Here is a 21,797-nt window from a genome sequence, read left to right on the forward strand (position 1 = left end):
TATATTATTTCAGGGTAATTCGTTAGAATTCCGCATTGCGTGGCGTACGCGGGAACGGAATAACATCGCGAATATTAGCCATACCTGTCACGAAAAGCAACAAGCGCTCGAATCCAAGCCCGAAACCGGAATGAGGACAAGTACCGAACTTACGCGTATCCAAATACCACCACATATCTTTCATCGGGATATGAAGCTCTTCAATACGTGTCACTAACTTGTCATAATCCGCTTCACGTTCCGAACCGCCAATTATTTCACCAATTTTCGGGAACAGCACATCCATAGCACGAACCGTCTTTCCATCTTCATTCTGCTTCATATAGAAAGCCTTGATCTCTTTCGGATAATCCGTCAGAATCACCGGACGCTTGAAATGCTCTTCCACCAAATAACGTTCATGCTCCGAAGCCAAATCCACTCCCCAATAAACAGGGAATTCAAACTTATGTCCTTTTGCTACGGCATCCTCCAGTATCTTAATACCCTCAGTATAAGGCAAACGTACGAAATCTTCTTTCAGTACGCCCTGCAAACGTTCTATCAACCCCTTATCGAACATGTCATTCAGGAACTTCACATCATCGGCACAGTTATCCAAAGCCCATTTCACACAGTATTTGATAAACTCTTCCGCCAAATCCATGTTATCCGTAATATCATTGAATGCCACTTCCGGCTCAATCATCCAGAACTCGGCAAGATGACGGGGGGTATTTGAATTTTCCGCACGGAATGTCGGCCCGAACGTATAAATGGCTCCTAAAGCCGTTGCCGCCAATTCACCCTCCAACTGTCCGGATACTGTCAGACTTGCCTGTTTCCCAAAAAAGTCATCATCATAAATGATAGAACCGTTCTCATCCTTTTTCAGATCATACAGGTTCTTGGTAGTAACCTGAAACATCTGCCCGGCACCTTCACAGTCCGAAGCCGTGATAATCGGAGTATGGAAATAGAAAAAGCCTCTCTCATGGAAGAACCGGTGAATAGCGATCGCCATATTATGACGGATACGGAACACGGCACCAAATGTATTGGTACGGGGACGTAAGTGAGCTATCTCCCGGAGGAACTCCATAGAATGCCCTTTTTTCTGCAACGGATACGTATTATCACAAGTACCCAGCACCTCGATTTCACGAGCCTGCACTTCCACTTTCTGACCGGAACCGACCGATTCCACCATTACCCCATTCACGCTCAAACAAGCGCCTGTAGTAATAAGCTTCAGCATCTCTTCGTCAAAGTTGGCCAGGTCTACTACCACCTGCACATTATTTATTGTAGAACCGTCATTCAGTGCGATAAAGTTTACTTGTTTGCTACCTCTGCGGGTACGAACCCATCCTTTCACATTGACCATCGCGCCAAAATCCTCGCGCTTCATCAGGTCGACAATTTTTGTTCTACTAATCTTTTCCATAACTATTTTATATACATTATTATAGAGTAGTAGTCAAGTAGGGAGTAGTTAACTACTTACTACTTACTACTTAACCACTTACTACTTGACTACTCGTTACTTAAGTTCTTTTCCGTTACTCAAATGATCCCATACGGAGGAAATTCACTTCCTGTTCCGTCAGATAACGCCATTCACCACGACGCAGTCCTTTTTTAGTGAGACCGGCAAAGAATACACGGTCAAGCTTAACCACTTTGTATCCCAATGATTCGAATATACGACGAACGATACGGTTTTTACCGGAGTGAATCTCGATACCTACTTGGTCACGTTTATTCTCATCCGCGTAGCTGATAGCATCTGCATGAATCTCACCGTCTTCCAGTTGTATCCCTGCCGCAATCTGATCCATATCCGCCTTCGTCAAATTCTTATCCAGATAAACGTGATATATTTTCTTTTTCAAAAACTTCGGATGCGTCAGTTTAGAAGCCAGATCCCCGTCATTGGTCAGCAACAGCACCCCTGTCGTATTACGGTCTAAACGACCTACCGGATAAATACGCTCATTACAAGCTCCTTTCACAAGGTCCATCACAGTTAGACGCGCTTGAGGATCATCAGAAGTAGTCACACAATCTTTCGGTTTGTTCAACAAAACGTATACTTTACGCTCGATGCTTACCGGTTCATCATGGAATTTCACCACATCAGAACGTTTGATCTTAGTACCCAATTCCGTTACCACTTCACCGTTTACCGAAACAACTCCTGCCGTGATAAACTCATCAGCTTCCCGTCGTGAACAAACTCCGGCATTGGCCAAAAACTTATTCAAACGAATCGGTTCGTTAGGGTCTACAAACTGTTCCTTATATTCTATCTGCTTCTTCTTACTGTATTTCGCATTGGGATCATAATCACCGGTACGGCGTTGCGGACGGACAAATCCTTGAGGTCGTCCCTCGCCGCCATTGTTAAAACGCGGACGGTACGGACGATCACCACCCTCGCGATTATAAGAAGGACGCTGCGGACGGTCACCATACGAACGACGTTCGCCACCTTCATTATTATTGAAACGCGGACGGTACGGACGGTCTCCCCCTTCGCGATTATAGGAAGGACGCTGAGGACGATCACCATATGAACGACGTTCGCCACCTTCATTATTATTGAAACGCGGGCGATACGGACGATCACCGCCTTCACGATTGTAGGAAGGACGTTGCGGACGGTCACCATAAGACGGACGATCACCATACGAACGCTGCGGGCGCTCACCACTTTCATTGTTATTATAACGCGGACGATACGGACGATCACCGCCTTCACGATTGTAAGAAGGACGCTGAGGACGATCACCATACGAACGACGTTCGCCTCCTTCACTATTAGGATTAAATCTCGGACGATACGGACGATCGCCACCTTCACGATTGTAAGAAGGGCGATTGTACCCACCTTCCCTGTTGTAAGACCTGTTACCATCACGGCCGGCGCCTGTGTTCTCTTCATTAGAGCTGTCACGCCATTCTTCGTTTTCTGTACTCATTACTTTATTCGAATAAAAATTAAACATTGGCCTCACGGCCGGTATTTAGAGATTTCTCAGAGTCCCGTATAAGTATGCGGGGTAATTACTCTTAATTCTTTCTTTATATCTTCGCTAACATCCAAACCTTCGATAAACTCTTTGATAGAGCTTTCCGTTATCGCCTGATTGGTTCTTGTCAATGCTTTCAACGCTTCATACGGATGCGGATAAGCCTCCCGGCGCAAAACAGTCTGAATCGCTTCGGCAACTACACTCCAACAGTTATCCAGATCACGATAAATAGCTGCTTCATTCAGCAATAACTTACGCAATCCTTTCAAAGAACTCTGAATAGCAATAACGATATGTCCGAAAGGAACACCGACATTACGCAACACAGTCGAATCCGTTAAATCACGTTGCAAGCGCGATACCGGCAACTTTACCGCCAAATGTTCCAGAATAGCATTAGCTATACCCAAATTTCCCTCCGCGTTCTCAAAATCGATCGGATTTACTTTATGCGGCATAGCGCTCGACCCCACCTCACCGGCTTTGATCTTCTGCTTGAAGTATTCCATAGAGATGTACTGCCAGAAATCACGGTTCATATCGATCATGATCGTATTGATCCGTTTCATTGCATCAAAAATAGCCGATAAGTTATCGTAATTTGAAATCTGCGTAGTATACTCTTCGCGTTCCAGACCAAGTTTCTCAGCCACAAAACGATTGCCAAATGCCTTCCAGTCATATTCCGGATAAGCCACACGATGCGCATTGTAATTACCTGTCGCCCCACCGAATTTAGCAGTAACAGGACAGGCTTTCAAAGTAGCCAATTGCCGCTCCATGCGATAAGCAAACACCATTACTTCTTTACCCAACCGCGTTGGAGAAGCCGGTTGTCCATGCGTTTTCGCAAGCATCGGAATATTTTCCCACTCTGCAGCATATGTTTTCAGTTGAGCGATCAATTCTTCAATCTGGGGATAATACACTTTTTCCAACGCCTCCTTGATCGAAAGCGGAATAGAGGTATTATTAATATCCTGCGATGTCAGGCCGAAATGAATAAATTCCTTGTATTCATCCAATCCGCCCAACTTATCAAATTCTTCTTTAAGGAAATACTCCACCGCTTTCACATCGTGATTGGTCACACTTTCTATTTCTTTAATGCGCTGGGCATCTGTTTCAGAAAAGTTACGATAGATAGCACGTAAAGCTTCAAATACACTTTTGTCGATTCCTTTGAGTTGTGGTAGAGGCAATTCACACAGAGTGATGAAATATTCCACTTCTACCTGCACGCGGTATTTTATCAGTGCGTATTCAGAAAAATAGTCAGCCAAAGCTTCTGCTTTGCCTCTGTATCGGCCGTCAATAGGAGAAATAGCCGTTAATAAATCAAGTTCCATATGTCGTTCAGATAATTATCAGTTTGCAAAATTAGCTCTTTTTCTTGATTTATAATGCACAAAGAGGATAGAAAGTTTATATAAAAGAGGTAAGAAAACAAAAATGCCTCACAATAAATATTGCAAGGCACCTTTTTATCCATTTTTTGTGGGCGTTGACGGATTCGAACCGCCGACCCTCTGCTTGTAAGGCAGATGCTCTGAACCAGCTGAGCTAAACGCCCTTTTATTGGCGGAAGTGTTTCGGTTTTATAGTGGGCGTTGACGGATTCGAACCGCCGACCCTCTGCTTGTAAGGCAGATGCTCTGAACCAGCTGAGCTAAACGCCCGTACACTTCCGTTTCAAAAGCGATGCAAAGGTACAGCTTATTTTGAGACTGCCAAAACTTTTGATGATTATTTTTTCACTTTTTTATCCACAAAGACAAAAACTCACTGATTATCAACAATAAAAATCTTTCTAAAAAATAAGATACATACTACACAAATTCCAGCCAACAATCCCAACTTCCCCCATCCTCCTCTTTTTTTCTCCTGCTTATCCACCCGATCCTCCGTTTTCACCCGTGCATACTCTGCCACCTGCAATGAATCGGTTTTTATAACAGCACCATCAAATTTCTCCTCTTGCAATCTCCTTCCGTCCCTGTCTACAGTCCTTTTTGTTACAGAAAGCAACTTCTTTCGTGGTGATACTCTTTCCTTAAGTCCAACCATTTCCGCAATATCCTCTGTCCACACAAAAATCGTTTCCTCCACATGTTCATTCATCCTTTCCTGCATTTTCCGCAATCTCTTTTGTATACCGGAAAATTTCTCAGTTCCGGTCTCCAACACAGTGGCATCTATTTCCGTACGATGATTTTCCATACACTCGGTAGTCCCGCAAGCCCAAAAGAGAAGCGAAAGGCTCCAGACCATCAACCACTTTTTCACATCAAAACAGGGGCAGGATTTTATAAACTCACCCGGTTCTATAATCCCATTCCCATTCAAATCCGGCGAAGTATCCCGGTGCCCCATCACCGTCACAATCCGATACCGCAACTTCAACTCTTCCACAAGCCCCTTCATCGATTTTTTCTGCTCATCCGTCCGTGTATCGGCAGGATTTCCGTTCGTATCCAGTCCCCCGATATAGCAAATGCCTATACTCCGCCCGTTCCATCCCAAGCAATGCGCACCCGCCACTTCCACCTCTCTCCCCTTTTCCACGGTTCCATCCAGCCGGACTACATAATGATAACCTATCCCGTTCATCCCCTGGGCGCGATGCCAACGGTCTATATCCGCAACACTAAAATCCATTCCGGCTTTCGTAGCCGAACAATGTATAATCACAGAATCAATCTTTCTCATAATCATAAATCCTTTCTTTCAAATCAATAATCCGATGGAGGAATACGTTTCACACATCCTCTTATATCGCACTTTTTTATTTCCGATTCTTTCTGTATCAACTCTACTTCATGACAGCGAATCATCCAACTGATCTTCTCCTCCTGTTCCTTCCGCAACTCCGCATAAAGTCCGTTGATTTTCTCTTCACGCTGTTCCAGGCGCTCCTCAAACCAGTCCACCGTTTTCCTGCGGTTCTCTGCTTCCATACTATTTATCGATGCCTCCTCCTTCCGGACATCCATCTTACGGAAAGTCACAAACCGCACCAGCCACTTAATGGCCTCCAACCCGCCAAGGGCAGTGATGAAGGCCATAATTGTAGTCAGTTGCATCTATCTGCGTTATGCAGCCGGGTCTTCCCCTTCCCCGTCGCCACCGGAAGGAGCATCGGTGCCTTCATCGTTCAGCCTATCCAGATCTTTAAACATCAGCCCATCCGTACGAGTAGACGATGCGCCCGCATTAAGACGTATATCCTTGTTTGCACGAAAACAGATGCGCAATCCGGTAATGTCACTTGCTGTAAAATCTTCCGCCTTATCCGTCCCTTTACTTTGTGCCGACAGATAGAAATAACCTATTCCGTCAATATTTACCGAGCGTCCTCCTAAAAGAATTTTACGCATCAATGTCCGAAAGTCTTTCAGTACACTGATTGTCTCACCTTCACTCACACCAGAGTTTCCACTGATTTCCTGTGCCACCTCTTTCAGAGTTGCCGGAGTGTCATACTTATACGAAATAATAGGATACGTTCTCTTAACTGAATCTTGATTTGTCGGATCACTCAACCGTGAAACTCTTTTAAATCTAATTGCCATAATTTTCTTTTTTGTTAAATAAATACTAATGATTATTACCTTGCTAACGTTAACATTGCAAAGGTGCGACATTCCCATCAGAGGCAAAAAGACAAGTTACAGCATCGTCTTGATACGATTTAGCATGTAAAAGAGACAATTACAGGACAAGCAAAGGAGAAAGGGAAGGTAATAAAGGAAATCTTTCCATATTTCCGGACGAGTATCACCCAAAATTGTACCATAGAGATATAATAACAAGAAAGCCGGAACTGCATACTAACAGTTCCGGCCTTTTTTCCTGATTTATATAACACTTATTCAATTAACGCTTCACTCATAAATATGCAGGATTATTCCCATTTTAATAACGGATACAAAAAATAAATCTTTCATATAAAAAAATGGAATACAAATATGACTCTTAAGATTTCAAAAATCAAAGATAGCCAAACTCCTCCATAAAGCAGAGAAATTTGGCTATTGATAGCTACATTTGAGATGAAAAGAATGTAGCAATCATTATTTCAAAAAGGATACACCTAAATCTAAATAAAAAGCCCTCCTTTAATGTAATAGGTCACGCCAGACCTTATAAAGGAGGGCTACACAAACAAACAATAATATTAAGCAGAATTACCATGATTCGCATCAGAATAATCCGGCATTCCTTACGTCATCTAAATCTTTATTAGTAAGGAAGAAAGCATTGAACGAATTCAATGTTGGGTTAACTTATCCAATTCTTCTTGCAAAAAACATACGTTTCCGATCAAATTAATAGATGCCCAAATTGGATACTACTACTTATTTATCGAAACAAGATATGCTTCATGTAAATGATAATACTTCTTCATAAATAATAAATAAGCTGCTGTCAGTACACCTACTATTGTCCCAAGATATACCCAATGAGCCACTAATCTATCCGGTATGATATAGATAAACATAAAAGAAACAATCAATTGAAGAACCATATATAACAATGTCACTTTTACATGGCCAATCTTCAATTCATTTGCCATTAACTGATAGGCATGTTTACGATGAGCTTCACCGAGATTTTCATGTAGCATAATACGGTGCACAATAGTTAAACAGCCATCCACACCATAGACCAACAGGAATATCAGCCACGTAATATCCCCAGTCTTGATGATGACATTGCCCAAAAGGAACAACATAATAAATGCAATTCCAATGGAACCTACATCGCCAGCAAAACACTTTGCTTTTCCCTTCGGCCGAAAATTGAAAATACAGAATACTAACGAAGCAAGAATAGTTGATATTATCAGACTCTGTTCTACATAATTACTTTTCATGTTCACCACAGCCAACGGTACTAATACTGCCAACGAATATCCTACTGTTATACCATTAATGCCATCCATGAAGTTTATGATATTTGTTGCTCCCACATAGACAATGAGCGCCAATAACACTATCCACCACATTGACCAGTGTAAAATCCCCAACTGATAGAAAGCCATTGCAGCCGCCATAAACTGTGCCACCAGCCTCACATAGTCGGGCAACGAATGAATGTCATCCACAAAACTTACGCCAGCCACAAGCGTAAATCCGACCAAGAACCACGGGTATTGAAATCCGAAGAATACGCTCCATACCCATACACCTATCAAAAAGATAATACCACCACCACGCAATACTATCGTAGAATGCGACGATCGTTCATTGGGTTTATCAATAATATTATACTTATCCGCAATACAAAAATAAATTAGTTCCACTAAAAGAAGCAGAATAAAGATAATAAAGTAAGTTGCCATGTTTATACTATTTACGATTCAAAGTTCACTCTCTCTATTTCTCATATTGAAAGCCTTCTTATTTTCATTTCGAATTTCATTCAATTCGTCTATTCCTAATGATTTGGCACATATCTTGAAATCCCATAGAAGCGTTTGGCATCTACATCTAATTCATTTCTAAATCCGAGCCCAACATAACAATGAGCATCAAATGACTGTTCTTATGCATAGCTTCCATTTTAGAGATATCAATTGATGATTCCTTATTTTTAAGCTTTTCCAATCCGTCAAAGCCATCATCTCCTTTCAATTAACACAAATGCCAACTGTAGTCGTAGTTTCAACATTGCCCAAAGCAAAACGCAAAAGCCCCAACAATACATCCATTAGATCATGCCCATAGTAGACAAAATAGCGTGATTCACCTTGTTTACATCAAAGATATTTTCAGCCATCTCACGGCTCTTCTTGCCCATCTTTACTACAGTCTCTGGATGTTCCATTAGATACTGCATCTCTGCTACTACTGCATCCGCATTCTTTACCTCTACCAGATAACCGTTCTCGCCATTTACAACGGTCTCGCGACATCCTGGAGCATCAGTAGTAATGATTGCTCTACCCATGGCCATATTCTCCAACACGGTCTTAGGCGTACCCTCATGATAAGATGGCAATACATAGATGCTACACTGACTAATGTATGGGCGCACATCACTCTGCTCGCCAAAATACTCCAGTACGCCACTATTAATCAGGGGTTGCAATTCTTCCGGCTTCAGAGCCGAAGGATTAGAATCAAACGGACCAACCAGCAGACAACGAACCTTTTTGCCATACAATCGCTTAATCTTCTGACAAGCCTCCAAATATTCACCGACCCCCTTGTCTTTTATCAGACGGCCAATATAGAGGAACGTAGGTATCTCAGGCATCTCTGTTGGCACAAATTTTTCCAGATTAACACCAGAACCATGAATCACCACAATTTGGCTCTCTGGTAACAGCCCTGCATCAACCAATACCTTCTTGTCATCGTTGTTCTGAAAGAACACTTTCTTGCTCTTCTTAAACGCCTGCTTGTAGAGTACACTCATTACAGTACGCACCAGCTTATTCTTCAAGCCAGTTCCACGGAAGATACTACCCAACCCCGCTACCATAGGATAAAACTCCGTAATACCCATATCCTTTGCTGCTATCGCGCCATAACTGATAGTTTTCGCCTGGAATGCAAAAATCTTGTCAGGACGCTCATTACGCAAGAGTCGTTTTATATCTTTCAGTGTGACCAGATCACCCATTGGGTTCAGTCCATTACGGACAACGCTAATCTGCTTATATGTTACGCCCAAGGCCTTGAACTTATCTGTCCAATCAGTCTCTGGCATCTGTCCTGCAGCCACCACCTCATATCCAGCAGCCTGCATAGCCTTCATTAAATCCACACGAAACCAGAACAACGAAGGTGTATGACTTGATAATAATAATGCTTTCATTATTCAAATAGTATACTTTACAAACAAATTTCTAAAAGAAATTTAAACATTTACCATTCCAGCATTTTCTTTTCTTCTTCTGTCAGTTTTCTTATGACTTTTGTAGGTACACCTGCTACTATAACTCCAGGTTCAAGCACATCTTTTGTCAATACAGAATTCGCTCCAATTACTACATAATCAGCAACTTGAACGTCACCCCCTATAAAAGTACCAACACCGACGTAAACATGTTTCCCTAGTTTTGGGGCACCTCCATGAGGAAAAGCATTGCCTAGGGTTACCTTTGCACCAATTATGCATTTTTCTCCAACAATAGCATCTTTATTGATTATTACACCATGAGCTCCATGTGAAAAACTTACTGATGGATGAATGTCTGAGCAGCCACGAATATCGGCAGCACATAGCAAATGCATCAAACCATCAAAGAATCTTTCGCCAACTCGAAATTTATATCTATGACACCATTGAGATGCATGTAGTATTTCAATAACCATATGCATTGCTATTTCATTAATTCGGACAGACGATTAAACATTTCTTTTTGGATTATAATCTTGTCGCGATACGTTGTAATATATTTGTGAATAGATGCAGTAAGACTTTTTGTATCTACCTCACCGTTTTTAATTGCCAAAACTTGTTTCTTAACCTCATCATCACAACATGCTGTAATAGCTAGATTATGATTGCGTAGCGTCTCTAAAGAATTTACCTCCATCGGACCGATTGCAAATATTATTTTGCCAGCCATCATGTAGTCCACTAGTTTCGTAGAGAAAGACATCTTTGTTTCAAAAACAGACTGCTTGGAGAAACTCTCCACATGTACAAGAACGTCAGCATCTTGTTGTATTTTTAATACTTCTATACTTGATACACTTCCGCAAAGTTTCAAACTATTGCAATAGGAGAATGCTTCCTGCATACCAACCTCCATCATAGATTGGGTATAGATTAGTAGTTCTGCCCCACCATCATGATAAGCAACATCAAGAGCCTTACCCAATTTAGCAAGTTCAAGATAACGACCATTACCTATATTACCGGTATAAACATATTTTACAGGATTATTTTTTGGAGTCTCGACTTTTATCTGATCAACCTTTGATATATCGATTCCTTTTCCAATAACATAAAAAGGCTTTTTGAAAATCTCAGCATATTCATGTGCCATATTCTCAGCAAATACCTCAATGTATGAGCACTTAGCTATTAAATTTCGTACCTTTCTACGTACATTTGCTCGATAGAGATATGCAAGAGGTTGATTCCAACCATTTGGTGGATAGTTATAATTATCATCAGTTATATGACCTACAACTGGAACTTTACAATAGTTTACTACTTTCTGTTGAACATCACACATATACCATGAAGCATATATCGGAAGATAAATTACCTCAGGCTTTATTTCGTCAAGGAAGGATTTAAAATCCTTATCCCACCAATGTCCAAAGTTCCATATCAAGTCTCTTGCAATATAAAAAACAGTATAGCGCTTCTTAGGAAACTTATTGGATTTTTTTTTGCTTATTACGTAATCTTGTACTGTAGCAGACGCCATAACAGAGCCTGCATGCTTACCCATAAGTGAGTTAAGAACAGATCTATCTGTCATCTGATAAGTTTTGGACACAATACCATTATTATTTACACCATCCTGGCAGCAGATACTGAATATCTCAACACCTTTCATCCCTCCAAACAAATTACTGAAGGTATTACCAAAACTATTGCTATCATCCCATGGTGATCTTGATATAACCAATACTTTCATAAATTATCGATTAATTGAAGCGAGATATTTACCTAAAATATATGATGTAAATTTTAAACCAAAAATGAAAATTAACAACTTGCATACCTTCGTTTTCTTGTTCAAAGCATATTTCATTATCCATTTGTAGTTTGCACAACGATCAAGCATGTTTTGTTTTTCTACACCAATAAGGTATTTTGATGTATAGCCCAATACTATAGAATATTGGTAAGCAAGATAGTTCAATAAACCGATGCCTGTTTCCCTGTCTGATAACATACACAATTCTCCCGCATAACTTTCAATTGTCGAAAAAAGGTCATTAATGTTTTTATATGAAATAGAATGTGAGATAGAATTCAAACGAACTCTGTAGCAATAGGCTATACTATTAGATACTAATATAGTACATAACGATGGCACCAAACGCATAAACCACTCTACATCCTCAGACACTATACCAGATTTGAAATAAAGATTATTGGTAATAAGTATTTCCCTCTTGATTACCTTCATTGCCGCACTAGCATCTAACACACCAGCAGCTGACATTTTCTTGATAAGTTTACCCTTATTACTTATTGTAATCATACTTTTGTCGTATGGAGTTTGCCGATTAAAAGAATTGTTATTACCATCAATGAAATAAATCCTTCTAAAGAACAACACATCGGCATTCTTAAAAAATAATTGGTCATGAATATCCTGCAGGAACTGTGTGTTATTATAATAATCGTCAGAGTCCAAAAAAATAACATAATCACCATTGGCTATTTTTAAACCAGAATTCCTCGCATCAGACAAGCCCCCATTTGGCTTATGAATTACCTTGATACGCTCATCTTTCGCTGCATATTCATCACATATCCGCGGACATGAGTCAGGTGATCCATCATCCACAAGAATGACTTCAATATTCTTATATGACTGCGCAAGAACACTATCCACACATTGATGCAGATAAACCTCGACTTTATATATTGGGATAATTATACTAAATTTCATATTTATACAAGATAAATGTCCTACTCAACTATTAACATTCAGTATATTAAATAATTCAATATACTGTTCGATATTCTTATCTTTCTCAAATAAGTTATGTGCCCGCTCAACACACATCTGCTGATAATAGCCTTTACCCCTTGAGCGAATTGTATTTACGGCACTTATAATATTATTGACATCATTATTTTTAACCACAAAGCCACATTCGCCAGGAAGTTCTGGGTTTGCAGTAGTCTCGTTTACGATCAGTGGAGTGCCACACGCAAGCGCTTCCGCCGCTACCTTGCCAAAAGTTTCCTGTATGGAGAAATTAAACAGAACATCAGCTAATGAATAGTATTCGACCAATTCATCAACAGCCCCCATAGGTGGTACATTGAGGATATTGGGTAGTAACTCACAATCTGGTAAACAACCAATCATAATTATTGTAATATCAGGGATCCGTTCGGCAATATCAAAGAATATTTCCATTCCCTTACGATAGTCCCATGACATTGATACTCCAAGAGCAACGAAATCGGTGTCTTTTAACCCCAGCTTCTTGCGAAGTAGTATTGTATCCTTGGGATGGAAAGGCTTGAGATTAATCCAATTGTATATTCGTTGAAAAATTTTTGCATTCTGAAAAATTGGAGCCTTATGACCTTCATCTGTAATCCAATCAGAAACACCAACTACAGCCAAGCGTGGAATCGAAACAAACAGTTCCTTCTTTGCACGAAACATCTTGCGTGATGTATCGAAGAACAAACTTGGATTATCAAGTTTCATCAATTTACAATTTTTGCATTCAGACTGCCACTTGTAGCATTTATGAGCAGTATAGTGGGTACAATGACCAGTAAAGAACCAACAATCGTGTAGTACCACGATTGTAGGAATATCATATTTGGCAAGATAACCAAGAAGGATAGGAAGGTTAACAAAATTAGAGTGTAGATTTCTCAGAATTACGACATCAGGCTGAATCCTTTTCAATTGAGACACCATTTTCCGGGTTGCACTCTTTGAAAAAAAGCCCTGCATACCCCAAATACGTGACCAAAGCGCATGAAGCTTATGATCCAATTGCGTTCCTACATAATAAACATTATTATCCGCATCAGACTTATTCATACAAAAGACATGAGATTCAATACCATAGGACATGCAATACTCATGCATCTCCATAGTAGTACGACCTGTACTACTATATTCGTACACACAATTAATCTGGACAATTTTCATTATCTACTTATGTATTTTTTAAGAGGACTTGTCAATAAGTTCTTTTCGTCTCTATTTAGACACATAGCAAACATTATTACGTTGTAGACTAAGATAAATATCATAAATTTTATAATAAAATGTATCCATCCATTATTATTGAGGACTATATTCATAGAATAGCATAAGGCACAAACTATGATCATAAAGCCCCCCATCTTAAATAGTGACTCTTTAAAAAATAATGGGATATTGATACCCAAATCGTAATGGTACAAACGATTAAATAAAGCAGTAGATACTGCATAGGATATAAAAATAGAAATCGCCATACCCTGTACACCCATAACCTTTGCCAACGGATATCCTAAGCCCAAATTTAAGACAGCTTTAATGACACTAATCTTTGCAGATTTCTTCACCTTATTCTGCACAATCACGGTTGTTGCGCCTATCTCTTGAGCTAAGGAAATAAAGGATGGAGCAATCATTAAGATAACACAGAGGTAGACATCCGAAAAGTCACCGCCAACCCAGACATTTATAAAGTTCTGTCCTACACATATAAATCCAAGGAAAATCATTCCTATGATATAAAACTGGATACGACCTACCTTTATCATCAATGGTAAAATATCATCATTTTGATTATTTGCTACCATTCGCGTAACCTTTGGGAGGAATAATCCATTTATGGCAGAGGCAAATGTGTACACATACCCTTCGATAGTCATCGCTATACCGAATATTGCAATATTCTGGCTATCAGAAACCATACCCAGAATTGAAGGACAAATATTCAAAACACATCGTTGAGCCAGTGCTGCTACTGTTACCCATACAGAAAAACCAAGAATTGCTTTCAACATATCCTTATCCCAGAAATGCCATTCGATGCGCATCTGAGTTTTTCTACGCACAACTATAAGTTTCAGCAAAATAGTAGCAATACCCGAAATAGCATTTACAATTACCAGTGCATACAAACTATATCCTAATAGGAGACATCCTGTCATTAAGACAACTGTAATAATCTTATGAGCGAGATCACAAAATTTAAGCTGTATAAACTTCTCATTAGCAGAAATAATACCATTTAATGGAATAAATGGAAATGAGAAGACACTAAAAATGGCAGCAACAGCATACACAACCTTGAATTTGTGTAGCTCTTCCGGAGTAAGACCTTTATAAATATCTGGTATAAAAAAGAATACACCTACTAACAACGTGAAGATTACAACATCAGCAACAAGATATAATTTATAGGTTACACCAATAAGTTGATTTGCTTTATCTTGCCTACCTTCAGCAAGATACTTTGCAACAAAACGTGTAACCGCTTGACTTAATCCAAAATCAAACACAAAGATCTGAATAACAGAAAAGGCCAATGTGTATAGACCATAATCAGCCTTACCAATACTATTAATCATCCATGGTGTATAAACCAATCCGATTAGAATATTGATAAACAATGCTGCATAAGAGATAACAGCGCCATATTTTATCTGATTTACCATTGACTTAATATCTTATACTATTATCGTTAATTATTCCACCACCATAGTTTATTCCCAGCTCCATATCCTGCCAAAAGAACGCATATGGTTCCATTCTGTAAAGAGTATATGCCGCTAAAAACAAGAACACAATCATGGATAGGTCCATATTATACCTGAACTGTATGGAAATTAAACACTTCGGCAATACCAATAATCCGAATACCGAATAGTACTGAACTATACGCATATTACTTGGATCAATCATAGTTAGAGGAGTAAGCATGATGGCAATTGAAACCGCACAGACAAACACATTATTCCTCCCATCTGCATTCACAATCTGCTTGTAGTTCCCAAACATCAAAACACCCAAGATAATCATATACAAAGCAAAAGTGTAAGCACCAGCAATCTCATTCTGTTCAAGATAGCTTGCATATTGCTCAAAAATCGAACCCATCACCAAATACTTTGCAATCTGATCTCCGAATATCCACATTGGTGCGAATAAAACAAAAGCCAGCAATATAAACTTACGGCTATCCTTGACCAAAGGAAGTAAATAGAACGGGGCGAATAATAATGCTGATTTATGCTGAGTAGCTGCAAGAACTAACAGTAGGAGAAATTTCCACAATTTCCGTTCAAATACATATGGTAAAGCAAATAATAAAATGCCAGATGCAATGGTTTGTCTAATACCCGTAATAGAAAAAAACGTGTAATACAAGCATTGATAAAGTGCGATACTAATAAGAACCTCCATATTTGATGAGGTATACTCCTTAAATGTTTTACCTAAAGCGTAAAAAAAGAAGACTGCAACCATAATAAGAAACAAACGATAACTCGGAAAGAAAGTACCGAACGTCTTTTGAAGTAATGCATAGCCTGGGTCCTTTCCTTCACCTCCATGAATAAAACCAATAAAACTGTCTATCAAGGATGTCCAAGAAGAAGTAATTGCCATTTCAAAATGGTTGTAGTATTGAAACGTATCCGAACCAACCGCCAGATTCCTAAAACCAGACTGGACGGTAAGCAACACCATAGCAACGAAAATAAATGTCTTTCTATTTTTCTCCTTTAATTTATCGCTATAGTTGCTGTTGTTACCTCTATTGACTAACAGTAGTAATACAACAAATATGAATAATTGAAATAGCATCTATAGATATTTTGATTTTGGTATGTAATTAAAGTGCCTAAAAAGAAATAAATCGGTTTTAAAGACGAACTTCTTATATATCCTTCTCAACCAAGTATATGGCATAAATGTGGTAGTGTAGTGGTGTCTTTCAAGATATATCGGTTCATAGGTAAAAACATCATCCGTAAACTCAAAATGCGTCTCTTCAGAAATTGGCTGCATCAAATAATGATTATTCTGGTCACTATTCAAACGCTTACTATGATCACCTGTACCATCATTGCCGTAATTTCTCACCATAGATTCTCTCGGCATTACGCAATATGTGTCATAAATAATTTTACAGATTCCTTTAACGGCATCACCCCAAATCCTACCAATTTTCAACATAGTTACTATCTTTTCAATAGAGTCTGGGTCCCGTCGCTTAAGCAAAGCATACATTTCCTTATCTTTCAATATAGAAGATAAACCCTCTAAACTACAGAAACGTTCTAGTAGGTGTTGTTTTGAAGTCCACTCTCCTGTACCCCACGGACACCCCCACTTCGTCAGATAAAAGTTGTTTTTGTACATTTCAGGGAAATCCATCACATAATTATATCCACACACCAGATTAATGCGAGGGTCATCCTTGAAACGTTCAAGACATTTATTCTGAAACTCAAGGAAGCATGGAGAGAATTCATTATCATCCTCTGATAATATATATCGATCATAAGACTTTTTTATTTCACGTATAAGGGTCTCATAATTCCCGTTCTCGTGACAAATACCATAATTGCGGTCACGTCTAATCACATGCAACTTCTTGAATCCATTCTGTGATTCTTTAAGGCGAAGATAATCGTCTATCTTTTTCCAACCTTCCTTGTATTTTTCAGAAGGTGGGTAGTCTAGAGCGACATAGACTTCTGTTTGATCCGCACCGCTACACCTTTCCAAAGACTCCAGACATCGCTCAAAATGTACATTCCTATTCAGCGTTGGAATAATAACTGGTGCGTATGTGGTTATTGTAGTATTCATTAGTTAATAGCAATACTTTAACATTTCCTTACTTCTATCTTTCGCTCGTTGCACAGGAAGACCATAGTAGACACCCCATGGAGCAAGATCTTTACGTACCATAGAGTAAGCACCTACCACACAACCCTCTCCAATTGTAAGATTTGGGAATACAAGTACATTGGCTCCAATCTGCGTATAAGCCTTGACGGTAACTTTACCGCCTGTAACACGAGTATATTCTTCAGGATGGATTGGACCTACAAGATACTCACCAGAGAAGTCGTCCATAGCAGAGTAGATGGTACTGCGAGCAGATATACCAGTATAGTCTTCAAACTCAATACCCTCAGCCCCATAAAGTGCAACATATGCTGAGATATGAATATTGTTAGCTAAGGTGATACTGCCCGAAAGTATACAGAAATCATCTATACGGACATTATTTCCGATAGACATTCTACCCACGCCATAGAAACTGGCCTTGCGGCTAATCATACAACCTTTACCAATGGACTTGAAGCCCATCGACAAAAGTTCTTCGTCTGAATAAAATGATGATTGTACCATCATTTTACTATCAAACCAATGATTCGTTCCATATCTTCTGCAGACAACTTGTGATGCATTGGCAGACAGAGTACGTTATCAGCCATCTTCGTTGCCTTAGGAAGGTTGTCATGACCAGCAGTAGGAAGTCCACGATAACATGGGAAATCGCTAATCAAAGGATAAAAATATCTACGAGCCAATACGTTCTCAGCCTTCATTTTGTAATAGAGTCCATCACGTGTCATTCCGTACTTTTCTGAATCAATGAAGATTGGGAAGTAGCTGTAGTTGTGACGGACTCCAGGCATATCATCAAAGAATGCAACACCTTCAACAGGACGGAGGGCTTCACGATAGATATTTGCAACCTTCTGACGCTCAAAAATTGCATTATTAACCTGATGAAGGTTGAGAAGTCCGTAAGCAGATCGCATCTCGTCCATCTTAGAATTAATTCCTGGGGCAACAACGGTTACCTCGTCAACAATACCGAAGTTCTTGAGATAATCAATACGTTTCTTTGTAGCTTCATCCTTTACGATAAGAGCACCTCCCTCTATGGTATTATACACCTTAGTTGCATGGAAAGATAGGGTAGACATATCACCAGCATTCATGATACCGGCAAGTCCTTTCTCGTCATATGCAGGAAGATCATACTCCTCAGCAGGAACTTCAAGACCAAATGCATGTGCAGCATCGTAAATAACCTTAAGTCCGTACTTATCAGCAATCTGCTGAATGCGTTTGGTGTCACAAGGTTTGCCATAACAGTGAACAGGCATAATTGCCGTTGTAGCAGGCGTGATGGCTGCCTCAATCTTATCAGGATCAATGTTGCCAGTAGCAGGATCAATATCAACGAATACAGGTTTACAGTTATTCCACCAAATAGAGTGAGTAGTTGCAACAAAACTATAAGGGGTAGTAATGACTTCACCTGTAATGCGAAGTGCCTGAAGAGCAGTCATCAAGGGAAGCGTACCATTTGTAAAGAGGCAAACATAAGGTACATGGAGATATTCGGCCAAAGCATTTTCGAGTTGTTGGTGATATTGTCCCATATTAGTAATCCACTTACTGTCCCAAATCTTCTGAAGTTCAGCAGTAAAATACTCAAGATTAGGAAGTAACGGACTGGTTACTGTGATAAGTTTATTGTCCATATAATTATATTTTTATGTTCTGTAGACATTTGATTGCATGTACGAATCTCTGTCTGGAATCGTACCATTTAAAGAAATTCTTCTCTATTATTTTAATTCTTAGTATATCAATGATTGAGCATACGTCAAAGACAGCAATAACGATTCCAATACTATACAACAATAAATTTATAAGGTTATCATTATAGTGCTCAACACATCGAAGCACTTATACCATATAAATTCTATTGTTAAACCAGAGTTTGCATGTATTAACAAAATGACAAATGTAGATGCGCCAAATATTTATTACCCGACTATAAGATAAATCCATATTTTTAAATCACATAAACACATGCAACGGAGAATAGCTTATTTGTTTCGGCAACTCATGAATGAGGATTATTAAACATTGGAATCTGTACCAATTAATCCAGAACTCACAACAAAATGACGAGCAACAATCACGAGCAATTCTATGCAACTCTAAATTGGAGGATCTTTCGCGGTGTTTTACTACCTCTATAATTACTAATATTCAGCTATTTGCAATATTTATTTTATACATATCCTGATAATAACGCTCGTACTCACCAGAAGTAATATTGTTCATCCACTCCTCATTCTCCAAGTACCACTTCACAGTCTTCTCAATACCCTCCTCAAACTGAAGACTTGGCTCCCACCCCAATTCATGCTGGAGCTTGGTAGAATCAATCGCATAACGAACATCATGCCCGAAGCGATCAGTTACGTATGTAATCAAATCAAGGTCAGCGCCCTCTGGACGACCGAGGAGACGATCTACGGTCTTGATAACGGTATGAATGATATCGATATTCTTCCACTCATTGAAACCACCGATATTATAAGTCTCTGCCACCTTACCCTCATGGAAGATAATGTCAATAGCACGAGCATGATCCACTACATACAACCAGTCGCGTACGTTCTCGCCCTTACCATATACAGGGAGAAGCTTGCGGTTACGAATGTTGTTGATGAAGAGTGGAATCAACTTCTCAGGAAACTGGTAAGGACCATAGTTGTTCGAGCAGTTGGTCACGATAGTGGGCATACCGTAGGTATCGTGAAAAGCACGAACGAAGTGATCACTCGAGGCCTTAGATGCACTATAAGGGCTATGAGGATTATACTTGGTATTCTCATAAAAGAAATCCTTACCATAAGCGAGATGCCGCTCTGAGCTTGATGCAGTAGTTGTAAAAGGAGGTTTAATTCCCTCTGGATTTGTCATCTCGAGTGTGCCATATACCTCATCGGTAGAAATGTGATAGAAGCGTTTGCCCTCGTACTTTTCAGGAAGTGATTCCCAATACAGTTTTGCAGCCTGAAGGAGCGACAACGTACCCATCACATTGGTACGAGCAAAGGTAAATGGATCCTTGATAGAGCGATCCACGTGACTCTCAGCTGCAAGGTGGATAATGCCATCGATCTTCTCGTCCTGCATCAGCTGATAGAACATATCAAAATCGCAGATATCCATCTTCACAAACTTGTAGTTAGGCTTATCTTCGACGTCCTTGAGGTTAGCCAAATTACCTGCATAAGTGAGTTTATCTAAGTTGATGATATTATACCCTGGATACTTGTTTACAAACAAACGTACTACGTGAGAACCGATGAATCCAGCACCACCAGTAATTACTATATTCCTCCCCATTATTTTCCTGTTTTAGATAAAATATTTGTTGAGTTTACTTCCTCCTTTAGTTCAGCAATCACTTTAAGGAGGTACTGTCCATACTGATTTTTGAGCATTGGCTGCGCAAGTTCACGCATACGTTCATCAGAAATCCAGCCTTTGCGATAAGCAATAGCTTCAAGGCAAGCAATCTTTAGTCCTTGACGCTTTTCAACTACCTCAATATATGTTGATGCCTCAGAGAGCGAATCGTGTGTACCAGTATCCAACCAAGCAAAACCTCGTCCTAACGTCTGAACCTTCAACTCACCATCCTCAAGGAACTGCTGGTTAACGGTAGTAATTTCGTACTCCCCACGAGCAGACGGTTTGATATTGGCAGCTACATCTACCACCTTATTTGGATAGAAGTAAAGACCAACAACCGCATAGTTCGACTTTGGATTTACAGGTTTCTCCTCGATAGAGAGACAATTACCCTCTATATCAAACTCTGCCACACCATATCGTTCTGGGTCAGCAACCCAATAACCAAATACTGTTGCTTTGTTTTCTTCTTCAACGGCCTTTACTGCATTAGAAAGCATTTTTGTAAAACCACTGCCAAAGAAAATATTATCTCCAAGCACAAGACAGACACTGTCTTCACCTATAAAGTCCTTACCAATAGTAAATGCTTGAGCGAGACCGTCCGGTGAAGGCTGTTCAGCATAAGTAAACTCAACCCCATAATCAGAACCATCTCCCAAGAGACGCTTAAAGCCAGAAAGATCGTATGGTGTTGAGATAATGAGAATCTCACGAATACCCGCAAGCATTAATACTGATACAGGATAGTATATCATTGGTTTATCATAAATAGGCATTAATTGCTTACTGATACCCTTGGTAATAGGATAAAGACGTGTACCGGATCCTCCGGCTAATACAATACCTTTCATTAT

General features: G+C 39.7%; 19 protein-coding genes and 2 tRNA genes. All 21 read right to left on the reverse strand.

Annotated features, from left to right (window positions below; genetic code table 11):
* Positions 1 to 22: 22 nt before the first annotated feature.
* The gene (asnS, locus tag RB604_RS01065; RefSeq protein WP_005934095.1) at positions 23 to 1,426 is read right to left on the reverse strand and encodes an asparagine--tRNA ligase; all 1,404 of its coding nucleotides are present in this window, start codon (positions 1,424 to 1,426) and stop codon (positions 23 to 25) included.
* Between the two features lie 115 nt (positions 1,427 to 1,541).
* Positions 1,542 to 2,963, reverse strand: a complete 1,422-nt coding sequence (locus RB604_RS01070; protein ID WP_055295282.1) for a pseudouridine synthase — start codon at positions 2,961 to 2,963, stop codon at positions 1,542 to 1,544.
* A gap of 56 nt (positions 2,964 to 3,019) precedes the next feature.
* On the reverse strand, positions 3,020 to 4,366 hold the full coding sequence (gene purB, locus RB604_RS01075; RefSeq protein ID WP_005934100.1) for an adenylosuccinate lyase: 1,347 nt from the start codon (positions 4,364 to 4,366) through the stop codon (positions 3,020 to 3,022).
* Between the two features lie 149 nt (positions 4,367 to 4,515).
* Positions 4,516 to 4,590: transfer RNA gene (locus tag RB604_RS01080), tRNA-Val, on the reverse strand.
* 31 nt (positions 4,591 to 4,621) lie between these two features.
* Positions 4,622 to 4,696 (reverse strand) — tRNA-Val (locus tag RB604_RS01085).
* Between the two features lie 103 nt (positions 4,697 to 4,799).
* Positions 4,800 to 5,726, reverse strand: a complete 927-nt coding sequence (locus tag RB604_RS01090) for an N-acetylmuramoyl-L-alanine amidase (protein WP_055295389.1) — start codon at positions 5,724 to 5,726, stop codon at positions 4,800 to 4,802.
* A gap of 23 nt (positions 5,727 to 5,749) precedes the next feature.
* Complete coding sequence (locus RB604_RS01095; protein WP_007482533.1) at positions 5,750 to 6,100, reverse strand: hypothetical protein; 351 nt, start codon at positions 6,098 to 6,100, stop codon at positions 5,750 to 5,752.
* Between the two features lie 9 nt (positions 6,101 to 6,109).
* Positions 6,110 to 6,589, reverse strand: a complete 480-nt coding sequence (locus RB604_RS01100; protein ID WP_005934105.1) for an HU family DNA-binding protein — start codon at positions 6,587 to 6,589, stop codon at positions 6,110 to 6,112.
* Positions 6,590 to 7,371: 782 nt separating this feature from the next.
* The gene (locus RB604_RS01105) at positions 7,372 to 8,361 is read right to left on the reverse strand and encodes an MraY family glycosyltransferase (protein WP_055295284.1); all 990 of its coding nucleotides are present in this window, start codon (positions 8,359 to 8,361) and stop codon (positions 7,372 to 7,374) included.
* A 368-nt stretch (positions 8,362 to 8,729) separates the two neighbouring features.
* Positions 8,730 to 9,842, reverse strand: a complete 1,113-nt coding sequence (locus RB604_RS01110) for a glycosyltransferase family 4 protein (protein WP_055295286.1) — start codon at positions 9,840 to 9,842, stop codon at positions 8,730 to 8,732.
* A gap of 50 nt (positions 9,843 to 9,892) precedes the next feature.
* Entirely contained in the window at positions 9,893 to 10,342 is a 450-nt protein-coding gene (locus RB604_RS01115; protein WP_172680697.1) for a hypothetical protein, read from the reverse strand.
* A gap of 8 nt (positions 10,343 to 10,350) precedes the next feature.
* Positions 10,351 to 11,625, reverse strand: a complete 1,275-nt coding sequence (locus tag RB604_RS01120) for a glycosyltransferase family protein (RefSeq protein WP_055295290.1) — start codon at positions 11,623 to 11,625, stop codon at positions 10,351 to 10,353.
* Between the two features lie 3 nt (positions 11,626 to 11,628).
* On the reverse strand, positions 11,629 to 12,612 hold the full coding sequence (locus RB604_RS01125) for a glycosyltransferase family 2 protein (protein ID WP_055295293.1): 984 nt from the start codon (positions 12,610 to 12,612) through the stop codon (positions 11,629 to 11,631).
* A gap of 24 nt (positions 12,613 to 12,636) precedes the next feature.
* Complete coding sequence (locus tag RB604_RS01130) at positions 12,637 to 13,845, reverse strand: glycosyltransferase (RefSeq protein ID WP_055295296.1); 1,209 nt, start codon at positions 13,843 to 13,845, stop codon at positions 12,637 to 12,639.
* Complete coding sequence (locus RB604_RS01135) at positions 13,845 to 15,347, reverse strand: oligosaccharide flippase family protein (protein WP_055295298.1); 1,503 nt, start codon at positions 15,345 to 15,347, stop codon at positions 13,845 to 13,847. The genes RB604_RS01130 and RB604_RS01135 overlap by 1 nt, the downstream gene beginning before the upstream one ends.
* 4 nt (positions 15,348 to 15,351) lie before the next feature.
* Complete coding sequence (locus RB604_RS01140; RefSeq protein WP_055295300.1) at positions 15,352 to 16,497, reverse strand: EpsG family protein; 1,146 nt, start codon at positions 16,495 to 16,497, stop codon at positions 15,352 to 15,354.
* The gene (locus RB604_RS01145; RefSeq protein ID WP_147398887.1) at positions 16,498 to 17,508 is read right to left on the reverse strand and encodes a glycosyltransferase family 2 protein; all 1,011 of its coding nucleotides are present in this window, start codon (positions 17,506 to 17,508) and stop codon (positions 16,498 to 16,500) included.
* Between the two features lie 3 nt (positions 17,509 to 17,511).
* The gene (locus tag RB604_RS01150; protein ID WP_229103625.1) at positions 17,512 to 18,060 is read right to left on the reverse strand and encodes an acyltransferase; all 549 of its coding nucleotides are present in this window, start codon (positions 18,058 to 18,060) and stop codon (positions 17,512 to 17,514) included.
* Positions 18,057 to 19,205: a DegT/DnrJ/EryC1/StrS family aminotransferase gene (locus RB604_RS01155; protein ID WP_055295304.1), complete on the reverse strand. Its 1,149-nt coding sequence runs from the start codon at positions 19,203 to 19,205 to the stop codon at positions 18,057 to 18,059. The genes RB604_RS01150 and RB604_RS01155 overlap by 4 nt, the downstream gene beginning before the upstream one ends.
* Before the next feature lie 517 nt (positions 19,206 to 19,722).
* Positions 19,723 to 20,871, reverse strand: a complete 1,149-nt coding sequence (locus RB604_RS01160) for a dTDP-glucose 4,6-dehydratase (RefSeq protein WP_055295307.1) — start codon at positions 20,869 to 20,871, stop codon at positions 19,723 to 19,725.
* Positions 20,871 to 21,794, reverse strand: a complete 924-nt coding sequence (gene rfbA / locus RB604_RS01165; RefSeq protein WP_055295309.1) for a glucose-1-phosphate thymidylyltransferase RfbA — start codon at positions 21,792 to 21,794, stop codon at positions 20,871 to 20,873. The genes RB604_RS01160 and rfbA overlap by 1 nt, the downstream gene beginning before the upstream one ends.
* Positions 21,795 to 21,797 lie beyond the last annotated feature (3 nt).

Origin of the sequence: Bacteroides salyersiae, from assembly GCF_031172035.1 — a bacterium.
Classification (GTDB): domain Bacteria; phylum Bacteroidota; class Bacteroidia; order Bacteroidales; family Bacteroidaceae; genus Bacteroides; species Bacteroides salyersiae.